The sequence below is a fragment of the Azospirillum soli genome (genome assembly GCF_017876165.1).
Classification (GTDB): Bacteria; Pseudomonadota; Alphaproteobacteria; order Azospirillales; family Azospirillaceae; genus Azospirillum; species Azospirillum soli.
The window spans coordinates 320,945-334,082 of record NZ_JAGINQ010000002.1; the positions used below are offsets into that span (position 1 = coordinate 320,945).

11 protein-coding genes are annotated in these 13,138 nt (G+C 67.0%); 7 read left to right on the top strand and 4 right to left on the bottom strand.

The window, feature by feature from the left end; genetic code table 11:
* Window positions 1–337: 337 nt before the first annotated feature.
* From hemE to hemJ, 3 genes are all read left to right on the top strand, one after another.
* Window positions 338–1,363 (top strand): uroporphyrinogen decarboxylase, encoded by a 1,026-nt coding sequence (hemE, locus tag J2852_RS04535; protein WP_211112111.1) that lies wholly within the window; start codon window positions 338–340, stop codon window positions 1,361–1,363.
* 70 nt (window positions 1,364–1,433) lie between these two features.
* Window positions 1,434–2,501: a ferrochelatase gene (hemH, locus tag J2852_RS04540; RefSeq protein ID WP_209871569.1), complete on the top strand. Its 1,068-nt coding sequence runs from the start codon at window positions 1,434–1,436 to the stop codon at window positions 2,499–2,501.
* A 39-nt stretch (window positions 2,502–2,540) separates the two neighbouring features.
* Entirely contained in the window at window positions 2,541–2,972 is a 432-nt protein-coding gene (gene hemJ, locus J2852_RS04545; RefSeq protein WP_209871571.1) for a protoporphyrinogen oxidase HemJ, read from the top strand.
* A 1-nt stretch (window position 2,973) separates the two neighbouring features.
* Here hemJ and J2852_RS04550 read toward each other — a convergent pair whose 3' ends face one another.
* On the bottom strand, window positions 2,974–5,691 hold the full coding sequence (locus J2852_RS04550) for a cation-transporting P-type ATPase (protein WP_209871574.1): 2,718 nt from the start codon (window positions 5,689–5,691) through the stop codon (window positions 2,974–2,976).
* Window positions 5,692–6,031: 340 nt separating this feature from the next.
* On the opposite strand from J2852_RS04550, the gene rho reads away from it, so the two are divergent.
* Window positions 6,032–7,288, top strand: coding sequence for a transcription termination factor Rho (gene rho / locus J2852_RS04555; protein ID WP_209871577.1), 1,257 nt, complete (start codon window positions 6,032–6,034; stop codon window positions 7,286–7,288).
* Between the two features lie 101 nt (window positions 7,289–7,389).
* Here rho and secB read toward each other — a convergent pair whose 3' ends face one another.
* Both secB and J2852_RS04565 read right to left on the bottom strand, forming a co-directional pair.
* A complete protein-coding gene (gene secB / locus J2852_RS04560) occupies window positions 7,390–7,887 on the bottom strand; it encodes a protein-export chaperone SecB (RefSeq protein WP_209871580.1) in 498 nt (165 codons plus the stop codon).
* A gap of 133 nt (window positions 7,888–8,020) precedes the next feature.
* On the bottom strand, window positions 8,021–8,581 hold the full coding sequence (locus J2852_RS04565) for an FxsA family protein (protein WP_209871583.1): 561 nt from the start codon (window positions 8,579–8,581) through the stop codon (window positions 8,021–8,023).
* A 211-nt stretch (window positions 8,582–8,792) separates the two neighbouring features.
* Between J2852_RS04565 and J2852_RS04570 the strand changes: the two genes are divergently transcribed.
* The 3 genes from J2852_RS04570 to J2852_RS04580 all read left to right on the top strand — a co-directional run bounded on the left by J2852_RS04570 (window position 8,793) and on the right by J2852_RS04580 (window position 11,555).
* A complete protein-coding gene (locus tag J2852_RS04570; RefSeq protein WP_209871587.1) occupies window positions 8,793–9,461 on the top strand; it encodes a Tim44/TimA family putative adaptor protein in 669 nt (222 codons plus the stop codon).
* On the top strand, window positions 9,461–10,645 hold the full coding sequence (gene mltA, locus J2852_RS04575) for a murein transglycosylase A (RefSeq protein ID WP_209871590.1): 1,185 nt from the start codon (window positions 9,461–9,463) through the stop codon (window positions 10,643–10,645). The genes J2852_RS04570 and mltA overlap by 1 nt, the downstream gene beginning before the upstream one ends.
* A gap of 79 nt (window positions 10,646–10,724) precedes the next feature.
* Window positions 10,725–11,555 (top strand): DUF1206 domain-containing protein, encoded by an 831-nt coding sequence (locus tag J2852_RS04580; RefSeq protein ID WP_209871593.1) that lies wholly within the window; start codon window positions 10,725–10,727, stop codon window positions 11,553–11,555.
* A 3-nt stretch (window positions 11,556–11,558) separates the two neighbouring features.
* Here the strand turns inward: J2852_RS04580 and J2852_RS04585 are convergent, their stop codons facing one another.
* Window positions 11,559–13,094, bottom strand: a complete 1,536-nt coding sequence (locus tag J2852_RS04585; protein ID WP_209871596.1) for a PQQ-dependent sugar dehydrogenase — start codon at window positions 13,092–13,094, stop codon at window positions 11,559–11,561.
* Window positions 13,095–13,138 lie beyond the last annotated feature (44 nt).

The window sequence follows — 13,138 nt, forward strand, 5'->3', positions numbered from 1 at the left end:
GGACAGAATCCCCGTCCCCTTCGGAAGATGGGAACAGTTGGCGGCGGCGGCCCGGTTATCCACGGGATTCCCGTGGTTCCAGATATAGCATTTCCGCCGTTTCGGGCGGTAGTGCCTGGAGTCGTCCACATTGCCCCGGATCCGTCCACAGAACGCACACCGGCTTGTGGATGAATCCGGGCAAAGCGGGGATTCCCGTTTTCCACAGGGTCCCACCACCTCACCTTCCTTTCTCTCTTTAAAAAGAATACTGAGTAGGGGTGTGAACCGAACCGCGCCCTTGTCCAGGGCGCTCTTATCCAGGGATGGAATCGCAGTGTCCGAGACCCGCAAGCCGATGCTCGCAGCCCTCGCCGGCGAAGTGCGCCAGCGCCCGCCCTTCTGGCTCATGCGCCAGGCCGGCCGCTATCTGCCGGAATACCGCGAACTGCGCGCCAAGGCCGGCAGCTTCCTCGACCTTTGCTACAACCCCGACTTCGCGGTCGAGGTGACGTTGCAGCCGCTGCGCCGCTACGACATGGACGCGGCGATTCTGTTCTCCGACATTCTGGTGGTGCCGCACGCGCTGGGGCAGCCCCTGGCCTTCCTGGAGGGCGAGGGGCCGAAGCTCGATCCCGTGCGCAGCGTCGAGGATCTGAAGCGTCTGTCGCGCGACCGCTTCCACGAGCGGCTGGAGCCGGTCTACGAGACGGTCCGGCGTCTGTCCGCTGCCATCCCCCAGCACACCACGCTGATCGGCTTTGCCGGCGCTCCCTGGACGATTGCGTGCTATATGGTGGAGGGAGCGGGGTCCAAGGAGTACGCGCACGTCAAGCGCTGGGCCTACGGCGACCCGGACGGCTTCGCCAAGCTGATCGATCTGCTGGTCGAGACCACCGCCGATTACCTGTGCACCCAGATCGACGCGGGCGCGGAAACCGTGCAGCTGTTCGACAGCTGGGCCGGCGTGCTGCCGCCGGACGCCTTCCGCCGCTGGGTGATCGAGCCGACCCGCCGCATCGTCGCCCTGGTCAAGGCGAAGCATCCGACCGTGCCGGTCATCGGCTTCCCGCGCGGCGCCGGACTTTGTTATCAGGATTACGTAGCGGACAGTGGCGTGGACGCCGTGGGCCTCGACACCACCGTGCCGCCGGTCTGGGCCGCGCGCAACCTCCAGACCCGCCTGCCGGTGCAGGGCAACCTGGACCCGATCATGCTCGCCGTTGGCGGCGAGGCGCTGCGCGAGGCCGCCTGGGGCATTCTGGACGCGCTGGCCGGTCGGCCCTTCATCTTCAACCTCGGCCACGGCGTCATCCAGACCACGCCGCCGGAGCATGTGGCCGAACTGGCACGGCTGATCAAGGCTTGGCCAGACCGTAGCTAAAGGGAGCGCGGCTAAAAATCGCGCGGGAGGGACTGGACAGGAACACGGCTCCGCTCCAGTTTACCGCTCCATGCCAGTCCCTCAATCTTCCCGCCGTATTGCCGTCGTCCTGTTCAACCTCGGTGGCCCCGACAGCCCCGAGGCGGTCAGGCCGTTCCTGTTCAACCTGTTCAACGATCCGTCGATCATCCGGGTCCCGAACCCGATGCGTTTCCTGCTCGCCAGCTTCATCTCCGGGCGGCGGGCCAAGGCGGCGAAGGCGATCTACGCGGAACTCGGCGGCAAGTCGCCGCTGCTGGAGAACACCGAGGCGCAGGCCGCCGCCCTGGAAGCCGCCCTGAAGGGTTTGTGGGCCGGGGAGGGGATGGAGGCCAAGGTCTTCATCGCTATGCGCTACTGGCACCCGATGAGCGCCGAGACGGCCGCGCGGGTGAAGGAGTACGCGCCGGATCTGGTCGTGCTGCTGCCGCTCTACCCGCAATTCTCGACGACCACGACGGCCTCCAGCGCCCGCGTGTGGGACGAGGCGGCGAAGGTCGTCGGGCTGACCGCGCCGACGCGGCTGGTCTGCTGCTACCCGACGCAGCCGGGCTTCATCGACGCCTCGGCCGCAGTGATCCGGCCGCTTTACGAGAAGGCGCGCAACCACGGCAAGCCGCGCGTCCTGTTCTCCGCCCACGGACTGCCGGAGAAGGTCGTGAAGGCCGGCGATCCCTACCAGTGGCAATGCGAGCGCACCGCCGAATCCATCGCCGCTGCGCTGTGCATCGAGGACTTGGACTGGGTCAACTGCTACCAGAGCCGCGTCGGTCCGATGAAATGGATCGGTCCCTCGACCGACGAGGAGATCCGGCGGGCCGGCCAGGACGGCGTTCCGATCCTGGTGGTGCCCATGGCCTTCGTGTCGGAGCATTCCGAGACGCTGGTCGAGATCGAGATCGAATACCGCCACCTCGCCAAGGAGGTCGGCGTGCCCTGGTTCGGTCGTGTGCCGACGGTTGGGGTGGAACCGGCCTTCATCGAAGGGCTGGCAAAGCTGGTGCGCCAGTCGGTGGCGACGCCCAAGGCGGTCTGCGCCCAGAACGGCGGCCAGATCTGCCCCGCCGGCTTCTCCGGCTGCCCGCAGCAGGCCAAGTAAAGTCAACCGTTAAGCTCAACAGTCAGGAAGGGAAATCCGGTGCTCTACCTCTGGGTCAAGGCGCTGCACGTCATCAGCATCATCGCCTGGATGGCGGGGCTTCTCTATCTGCCGCGCCTGTTCGTTTATCACTGCGAGGCGGCGCCGGGTTCGGAAACCTCGGAAAAGTTCAAGGTGATGGAGCGGCGCCTGCTGCGCGCCATCATGAACCCGGCGATGATCGCGGCCTACGTCTTCGGCATCACGATGATCGCCATCGATCCGTCGCTGTTCAAGCAGGGCGGCTGGCTGCACGCCAAGCTTCTGTTCGTGCTGGGCCTGACCGCCGTGCACATGATGATGGCGCGCTGGCGCAAGGACTTCGAGGCCGACCGCAACCGCCGGCCGCAGCGCTTCTTCCGCGTTTGGAACGAGGTGCCGACCCTGCTGATGATCGGCATCGTCATCTTCGTGATCGTGAAGCCGTTCTGATTTAGGCCGTTCTGAGGAAGCGCCGGGTCACCGCCTTTTCCGCCTCCACCGCCAGGAAGATCGCCAGCCCTGCTGCGGTCATCCAGGCCCATTCCATCCAGCCGACGGCGGCTGTGCCGAACAGCCGCTGCATCGGCGGGGCGTAGGTGAAGGCCAGCTGAAAAACCAGCATCAGGCCGATGGAGATCCACACCGGCCGGCTGCCGAACAGCCCTTGCCGGTTCAGCACCGATCCGGTCACCGCCCGTGCGTTCAGCAGGAAGAAGATCTCGCCCATCACCAGCGTGTTGACCGCCATGGTGCTGGCCATCTCCGGCGAACTGCCCCGCGCTTCCTCGTAGAGGAAGAAGCCGAAGCTGGCCGCCACCAGCAGCGCCATGACCAGCACCATGCGTCCGATCAAATAGCCGGGCAGGATCGGCTCGGCCGGAGAGCGGGGAGGGCGCTTCATCACCTCGGCTTCCGGCGGCTCGAAGGCCAGCGCGAGGCCCAGCGTGACGGCGGTCACCATGTTGACCCACAGGATCTGCACCGGCGTGATCGGCAGCGTGTAGCCGGCCAGAACGGCGGCCAGAATGACCAGCGCCTGCGCGCCGTTGGTCGGCAGCATGAACAGGATCGTCTTGCGCAGATTGTCGTAGACGGTGCGGCCTTCCTCCACCGCGTGGGCGATGGAGGCGAAGTTGTCGTCGGCCAGCACCATGCTGGCGGCCTCCTTCGCGGCCTCGGTGCCCTTCTGGCCCATGGCGACGCCCACGTCGGCGCGCTTCAGGGCGGGGGCGTCGTTGACGCCGTCGCCGGTCATGGCGACCGTCTGACCGGAGGCCTGGAGCGCGCGGACGAGGCGCAGCTTGTGTTCCGGCGTGGTGCGGGCGAAGACGTCGGTGTCGCGCGCAACGGCGATCAGGTCGTCGTCGCCGATGCGGTCCAGCTCGGCGCCGGTCATCGCCGTGCCGGACAGGCTGAAGTGCCGGCCGATGGCCTGCGCGGTGCCGGCGTGGTCGCCGGTGATCATCTTGACGCGGATGCCGGCGGCCTGGCACTGGCGCACGGCCTCGATGGCCTCGTCGCGCGCCGGATCGATCAGCCCGCACAGGCCGAGCAGCGTCAGCCCCTCCTGTCCGGCCATCGTATCGAACTCCGCCATGTCGAGCGCCAACTGGCCGGGCTGGGCGGAGCGGCGGGCGAGCGCCAGCACCCGCTGGCCACGCGAGGCCAGAGCCTCGACACGGGCGTGCCACGCGGCGGCGTCCAGCGGCTGCGCGCCGTTGGTGCTCAACACGCGGTCGCACATGGACAGCACCCGCTCCGGCGCGCCCTTCACGTACAGGGTGCCATGCTTATTGTGGTCGTGGTGCAGGGTCGCCATGAACTTGTGTTCGGACTCGAAGGGGATGACGTCGGTGCGCGGGTTGCACCCGGCCTCGTCCCTGGCGTTCAACCCGGCCTTGATGCCCAGCGCCAGCAGGGCCCCGTCGGTCGGGTCACCGGCCACGGTCCAGTCGCCGGTCTCGTCCCGCTGAAGCTCCGCGTCGTTGCACAGCAGGGCGGCGCGCGCCAGATCGACCAGAACGGGATCGGCGGCCGGATCCACGGCGGCGCCGTCGCGCAGGAACTCGCCCTCCGGCCGGTAGCCGGTGCCGCCCACCGTGTATTCGGCGCCGGCGGTGACCACGGCCTGCACGATCAGCTCGTTGCGGGTCAGCGTGCCGGTCTTGTCGGAGCAGATGACCCCGACCGAGCCCAGCGTCTCCACCGCCGGCAGGCGACGGATGATGGCGCTGCGCCGGGCCATGCGGGTGACGCCGATGGCCAGCGTGATGGTCATCACCGCCGGCAGACCTTCGGGAATGGCGGCCACCGCCAGCCCCACCGCGGCCATGACCATCTCGGCCCAGGGCTCCTCCTGGACCAACGTACCGAACAGGAAGGTGACGGCGGTCAGCGCCAGGATGCCCATGGTCAGCCAGCGGCCGAACACGGCCATCTGGGCCAGCAGGGGCGTGGTCAGCTGCTCCACCCCGGCCAGCATGGTGCCGATGCGGCCCAGCTCCGTCGCGTCGCCGGTCGCCACCACGATGCCGACGCCCTGGCCCTGCGCGACCAGAGTCGCCGAATAGGCCATGCCGGAGCGGTCGCCGAGCGGTGCTGCGGCGTCCACGGGGTCGGTGGTTTTGCTGACCGGGACGGACTCGCCGGTCAGCGCGGCCTCCTGAATGCGCAGGCCCTTGGCGCGGATCAGCCGCAGGTCGGCCGGCACCCGATCGCCGGAGCACAGCACCACATGGTCGCCGGGGACGAGTTCCTCGGCCGGAACCGTCTGCTGGTGCCCGCCGCGCAGCACCACCGCCTGGGGCGACAGCATGTTGCGGATGGCATCCAGCGCCTGTTCCGCCTTGCCCTCCTGCACATAGCCGATCAGCGCGTTGATCAGCACCACGCCGGCGATCACCGCCGCGTCGGTGAACTCGCCCAGCAGCACCGTCACCACACCGGCCGCGATCAGCACGTAGATCAGCACGTTGTCGAACTGAGCCAGGAAACGCAGCAGCGCCGACCGCTTTGGCGGGGGCGTCAGCCGGTTCGGACCGTGCCGGTCGAGCCGCGCCCGCGCCTCGTCGGTAGACAGGCCGCCATCGGGGCTTTCCAGGGCCGACAGGGCCTTGTCCGCCGGGTGCGCGTGCCAGGAAGGGGCGTCGGGAAGCTCGCGTGGGTTCATGACGATCCGCCAGGGCAGGGGGCTTTCTGAAGGGTAGGTCGGGATGGCATCGTTCGCGTACCAGGGGTTGCGTCAAAATGGGTCGGATGAAGGCGCCCAAGGTTTCGCTTTCGTTTGACTTGCACCCAACGATCCAGTAACCATCTTTTTCACCACGGGGCGGCAAGCCTCGCGGGAACCCACACCCACATCTGCCGTTCCGTCCCTCCCCAACGATCCGGGCGCGGCGACCGAAGAGCCTCACGCTCCGCTCAGCGTCGTCCGACGCCCAACCGACGCATCCGTCGTCGGCCGGGACTCCAGGCACTCCCCCCGCATGATGATCCCCTAAGGCAACCCCATGCATCTCCAAGAGTTGAAGTGCAAGAGCCCCGCCGAACTGCTGGCGTTCGCGGAGGAATTGCAGATCGAGAACGCCAGCACCCTGCGCAAGCAGGATATGATGTTCGCCATCCTGAAGCAGTTGGCGGAAAACGACGTTCCGATCTACGGCGATGGTGTGCTTGAGGTTCTGCAGGACGGTTTCGGGTTCCTGCGCTCGCCGGAGGCGAATTATCTTCCCGGCCCCGACGACATCTACGTCAGCCCCAGCCAAGTGCGCCGCTTCGGCCTGCGCACCGGCGACACAGTGGAAGGGCAGATCCGGGCGCCCAAGGACGGCGAGCGTTACTTCGCTCTCCTTAAGGTCAACACGATCAACTTCGACGCGCCGGACAAGGTTCGTCACCGCATCAACTTCGACAACCTGACGCCGCTCTACCCGGATGAGCGTCTGCGCATGGAAGTCGATGATCCGACCAAGAAGAACTTCACCGGCCGCATCATCGATCTGGTGGCGCCGCTCGGCAAGGGCCAGCGCGGGTTGATCGTCGCCCCGCCGCGCACCGGCAAGACGGTGATGTTGCAGAACATCGCCCATTCCATCGCGACCAACCATCCGGAAGCCTACCTGATCGTGCTGCTCATCGACGAGCGCCCGGAAGAGGTGACGGACATGGCCCGCTCCGTGCGGGGCGAGGTCATCAGCTCCACCTTCGACGAACCGGCGACCCGCCATGTCCAGGTCGCGGAGATGGTGATCGAAAAGGCCAAGCGCCTCGTGGAGCACAAGCGCGACGTGGTGATCCTGCTGGACTCCATCACCCGTCTGGCGCGCGCCTACAACACGGTGGTGCCGTCCTCGGGCAAGGTGCTGACCGGCGGTGTGGACGCCAACGCCCTGCAGCGGCCGAAGCGCTTTTTCGGTGCCGCCCGCAACATCGAGGAAGGCGGCTCGCTGACCATCATCGCGACCGCGCTGATCGACACCGGCAGCCGCATGGACGAGGTGATCTTCGAAGAGTTCAAGGGCACCGGCAACTCGGAAATCATCCTCGACCGCAAGCTGTCGGACAAGCGTACCTTCCCGGCCATCGACATCTCCAAGTCGGGCACCCGCAAGGAAGAGATGCTGGTGGACAAGGGCACCATGTCGAAGATGTGGATCCTGCGCCGCATCCTGATGCCGATGGGCGTGACCGACGCGGTCGACTTCCTGGTGGACAAGCTGAAGCACACCAAGTCGAACTCGGAATTCTTCGAGTCCATGAATCAGTAGGACGTTTCGTCGGCGGAACAAAAAAGGCGAGGGGCATCAAGCCTCTCGCCTTTCTTTTTACCCGGATGACCGGCCCCGTCGGAACGGAGCCGGAATGTTCATCAGAACGGGGGCTGCTGCGGCTGCTGTTGAGCCTGCTGGTCCTGGGCGCCGGTCTGGCGGCGGTACAGGTCCACGAAGTCGATCGGGTTGATCATCAGCGGCGGGAAGCCGCCGTCCTGCGTGGCACCGGCCACGATGGCGCGGGCGAACGGGAACAGCATGCGCGGCGCCTCGATCAGCAGCACGGGGCGGTGATGCTCCTGCGGCAGGCCCGGCAACTGGAACAGACCGCCGTAGGCGACCTCGACCAGGAAGGCCACGCCTTCGCCCTGCTTGGCTTCGCAATGCAGCTTCAGCACGACCTCGTAGACGTCCTCGCCCATCGGCTGAACCTGCACGTCCACGCCGATGTTGACCTGCGGCTGCGGCTGGCCGGGCAGCAGGCTCTGCGGGGCGTTGGGGTTCTCGAACGACAGGTCCTTCACGTACTGCGCCAGCACATGCATCGGCATCGAAGAGGCAGCCTGGTCTTGACCGTTGGTCTGCTGATCGGACATGAACAACTCCTGGCCGCGGGGCGGCATCACGTGTGAAATGGCTTCAGGACGTGCTGGCTAGCACGGATCCGTCAGACCGACAATGGGTAGACCGACCCTATCGGGGCAGACCGACCATGGCGCCGGTCTGCAATCAGCGGTGATCGTCAGGGCGCCCATTGGGGTGGCTGGAACCCGGCGGCCGCCAGCGGGATTCGGTCAGTCGCGGGGCGTCGTCCGGCTCGGCCCCTTCGGGTTCCACCTCCCGGTAATCGACCTCGATGGTGCCCGGCTGCGGGCGGTGCGGCTGAGGCCCCGTTCCCATCCCGCCGGCACCGGCGCCGGTCCACACATGGAAGGAACCGCTGCCCCGCAGACGTTCGAACAGCCAGCGGCCGAGAGCGTTGCGCACCGGCGGCACGAACAGCAGCAAACCGACCACGTCCGTCAGGAAGCCCGGAATGATCAGCAGAACGCCGGCGACGACGATGCAGAAACCCTCGAACACGGCGCCGACCGGGAACTCCCCGCGCTCCGCCGCCTCCTGGGCGCGCTTCATCGCGGTCAGGCCCTGCCGGCGCACAAGCACCGAGCCCAGGACGGCGGACAGCACGACCAGTCCAACCGTCGGCCAGGCGCCGATCCAGTCGCCGACCTCGATGAACACCGCGATTTCCGCGATCGGCAACAACAGGATCAAAAGCAATGGATTCATGGCTGTCCTTGCTCTTTTGCCGTCAAGGCCCTATCTAGACTTGGGTAAGCCCCCCGGTCTGGTGATCGGGTGGCCTCTCCGGTTCACATGGACGCGTCCTCAAGACGCGCCTTCAGGGTACACTTAATGCCCGCCCTCCGGAGGGTCCAGTAGCAGATTGAAAGCGGCCGGAATTCTTGTTTTTGGCCTACAGCACCCGGAAGGATTGGCGATGGGGGATGGGTTCGTGTTCCTCGAGATCGTGATTTTCGCGATGATTGCGGCGTTTCTCGTCTATCGGCTGCGCAGCGTCCTGGGGCGCCGCACCGGTGAGGAGCAGCAGCGTCCGAACCCCTTCACGTCCCGTCCCAGCGCATCCGACAACGTGGTTCAGATGCCCGGCCGTGACCGCCCGGCGGCTCCCGCCCCGGCGCCGGATGAGCCGGTGTCGCTGGCCGCCGCCCTGGCCCAGATCAAGAGCGCCGATCCCAGCTTCGACGAGAAGTATTTCCTCCAGGGTGCGCGCGGCGCCTTCCAGATGATCGTGGAGGCCTTCGCCAAGGGCGACACCGCCGCCCTGCGTCCGCTGCTGTCGGATGAGGTCTACGAGAACTTCGCCCGCGCCGTCCGCGAGCGTCAGACGGCCGGCGAGACGCTGGAAACCCGCATCGAGAACATCACCGACGCCGACGTGGTCGAGGCCCGGCTGGACGGCCGCACCGCCCTGGTCACCGTCAAGTTCGTGTCCGAGCAGGTGAACGCCGTCCGCAACAGCGCCGGCGAGGTGGTGGACGGCGATCCGAACGCGGCAGTCGAAGCGACCGACATCTGGACCTTCGCCCGCAACACCCGCGCCCGCGATCCGAACTGGTCGCTCGTCGAGACCCGCACCACTCACTGATGCGCTCCCTGTTCACCGTCGCGGCGCTGGCCGCCGCGACCCTGCTTGTAGCCTGCGAGCGGAAGGAAGAGGCCAAGGCGCCGCCTCCGCCCGACAAGCTGACGCTGAAGCCCGTCGCCTTCGCCGACCTGCCCGGATGGACCGCCGACCGCGTGGCGGAGGCCGTTCCGGCCTTTCAGCGCTCTTGCGCCAAGGTGAAGGCCCAGCCGGCCGACCGGCCGATCGGACCTGATGGGGTGGGCGGTAAGGCCGGCGACTGGCAGACGCCGTGCGCCAAGCTGGCCGACCTGCCGCCGGGCGACGACGCGGCGGCGCGCGCCTTCTTCGAGGAATGGTTCACCCCCTACGCCGCCGCCAACAACGACAACCGGCGCGGCCTCTTCACCGGCTATTACGAGGTGGAGCTGAAGGGCAGCCGCAAGCCGGATCCGGCCTACCCGGTGCCGCTCTACAAGCGGCCGGCCGATCTGGTGATGGTGAATCTGGGCGAGTTCTCCGATCGCTGGAAGGGCGAGCGCACCGCCGGGCGCGTGGTGAACGGCCAGCTGAAACCCTTCGAGGATCGCGCGGCCATCGAAGCCGGCGCGCTGCGCGGCAAGGCACAGGAACTGGTCTGGCTCCAGGACCCCATCGCCACCTTCTTCCTGCACATTCAGGGTTCCGGTCGCGTGCGCTTAGCGGACGGCACGGAGATGCGCGTCGGCTACGCCGCGCAGAACGGCCACAAATACGTCGCCATCGGCAAGGAGCTGATCGACCGGGGCGCTCTGAAGCGGGAAAACGTCTCCTTGCAGACCATCCGCGCGTGGCTCCAGGCGAACCCCGACCAGGCCGCCGCGCTGATGAACATGAACCCGTCCTACGTCTTCTTCCAGGAACTGAAGGGCGACGGCCCCAACGGCGCGCAGAACGTGGCGCTGACGCCGGGCCGCAGCCTCGCCGTGGATTCCAAGTTTCTGCCCTACGGCGTGCCGGTGTGGCTGGACGCCGAGGACCCGCTCGACACGCAGCAGCGGCTGCGCCGCCTTCTGGTCGCCCAGGACACCGGCGGGGCGATCCGCGGCCCGGTGCGTGGCGATGTCTTTTGGGGCCATGGCGAGGAAGCCGAACAGAAGGCCGGCGTGATGAAGAGCCCCGGCGAGTACTACATCCTGCTGCCGAAGACGGTCACTCCGGTCTCCTGACCCGGAATCCCCAGGCGGAACCCACAAGCTCCGGGCGGGTTGTGTCAACTGACGTAATGTTGACGCAAGGGGAGGGGGCATGCACCAGCTCCACCGCCTGAATGAGATCGAGGGCTTGGCGCGGCTCGGTTATGCGGCGCGCGGTGTCGTTTATCTGATCGTCGGCTGGTTCGCGGTCATGGCCGCCTATGGCAGCACGCGGCCGACCGACACCAAAGGTGCCCTGGTCGAGCTGTTCCAGGGGCCGTTCGGGTCGGTGCTGCTCGCGCTGACCGCGCTGGGGCTGGCCGGCTACGCCCTGTGGCGGATGGTGCAGGCGGTGGCGGACGTGGATCATTACGGCGGTTCGGCTAAGGGCCTTGTCGTGCGCACCGGCTTCTTCGTTGCCGGGCTGGTCCACGCCGGTCTCGCTGTCTTCGCCGTCAGCCTGCTCTCCGGGCGCGCCAGCCGGCAGGAGAGCGGCGAGGAATCGGCGCGGGACTGGACGGCTTGGCTGATGGCCCAGCCCATGGGGCGCTATCTGGTGGCCGGAGTGGGGCTCATCATCGCCGGCGTGGCGATTGCCCACTTCGTGAAGGCCTATAAAGCCAGTTTCCGCCGCTGGCTGGCTGCCGACGAGGACAAGATGAAGGTGATCTGCCTGATCGGCCGTTTCGGTTTCGCCGCCAAGGGTGTCGTCTTCGCGCTGATCGGCTTTTTCCTGATCCTGGCTGCGTGGCGGACGGACTCCTCGGAATCCGGCGGGCTGGTCAAGGCGCTGCAATTCCTCCAGGACCAACCTTACGGCCCGTGGCTTCTCGGGATCGTGGCAGCGGGTCTGTTCGCCTTCGGGGCGTTCAGCGTCGTGCAGGCCGTCTACCGCCGCATCGACATCCAGGCCGCCGAACAGCGCCTGCGCGCGATGGCGTGAGGCTTATCCGGCAACGAACCAGCCGGGCGAGACCTGATCCGGCGGCAGCCCGGCCAGCAGGACCGAGGAGCCGTCGGAGAAGGTCGCCAGGGTGCCGCCCAGCTGTTCCGAGAGGACGTGCGTCAACCCGCCGGTCATCAGAACAAGGTCGCCTTCCGCGCCGTTGAAGTCGCTCACCAGATCGGTGCCGCCGCCCGGCGCGAAGACGAAGACATCGGCACCGCGCCCGCCCACGAGCGTGTCGTTGCCGGATTCCCCCAGCAGCCAGTCCACGCCTGATCCGCCGAAGGTCAGGTCATTGCCGCCGCCACCCAGAAGCTGGTCGCCCAGGTCGTTGGAGATCGTCTGTGGCGTCAGACGGAAAACGTCGCCATCGAAGTCGGTCAGGTAGAGGTTGCCGCGCGCGTCCTCACCGAAGGAGGTCGGCTGGTCGATGCTGCCGGCATCGGTCACGATCTGCCGGGTGCGCTCCGTCGCCAACCATGAAACGCCGTTGTTCTGAAGCGTCCAGACCCGGGCCGAACCAAAGTCGGCAAAGAAATATTGACCGTGAAGCCCCTCGCTCTCGCCCCGGTAGACGTATCCGCCGGTGATCGAGGTCCCGGAAGCGTGGCCATAAACGTGGATGGGCGGGATCGCCGCGCCGCCGGTCAACGGCCCCGGCGCGAAGGGCTCTAACCCCTCCAATACGCGCCAGCCATAGTTGGCGCCGGGCGCACCGAGATCGATCTCCTCCCAGGCGTTCTGACCGACATCAGCGATGAAAAAATCGCCCAAGCCACGGTCGAAGCTTGCTCGCCATGGATTGCGCAGGCCGTAGGCCCAGACTTCGGCCGCCCCACCACCGCTGGCGAACGGATTGTCGGCCGGGATGGCGTAGTTCCGCGCGGGATCGGCCGGAAAGGCGTCGGCGTTCACGTCCAGGCGCAGAATCTTACCCAGCAGGCTGTTCGTGTTCTGCGCGTTGTTGAACGGGTCGCCGCCTCCGCCCCCATCACCAAGCCCGGCGTAGAGGAACCCGTCGGGCCCGAAACCAAGCCAGCCGCCCTTGTGGTTGGTGAGGCCGTCCGGCTGATCGACCGCGAGGACCAGTTGCGCGCTGGCGGGATCGGCTTGGTTCGCCGATGGGGCTGCCTGATAACGGCGGATTTCCGTATCGCCGTTGACGTTGTTCAGGGTCACGTAGAACAGGCCGTTCCTGGCAAAGGCCGGGTGAAAGGCAAGGCCGAGCAGCCCCTGTTCCCCTGGCGCGGCGATCTCGGCCGAGAGGTTCAGAAAAGCCTGCGGCAGGATCTGGCCCGTGGACAGGTCGAGGATGTCGATCCGGCCGGTCTTTCCGACAATGAACAGGCGGGACGCATCGCCGGGAGGTGCCGTGGCGAAAAGCGGCTGATCCAGTCCCGTGGCCACGCGGTTGGCTGTGATGCCGGTGATCTGCGCCTGTGGGCCTTGCGGGTTGAAGCCATAGATCAGGTCGGACTCACTTCCGCCCTGAAGGAGGTTGGCACCATCGTCGCCGACCAACAGCCGCGTGGCCATCACGGGATCCTCCGCAGAGTGTCCATCCCGTATGAACATCCGCG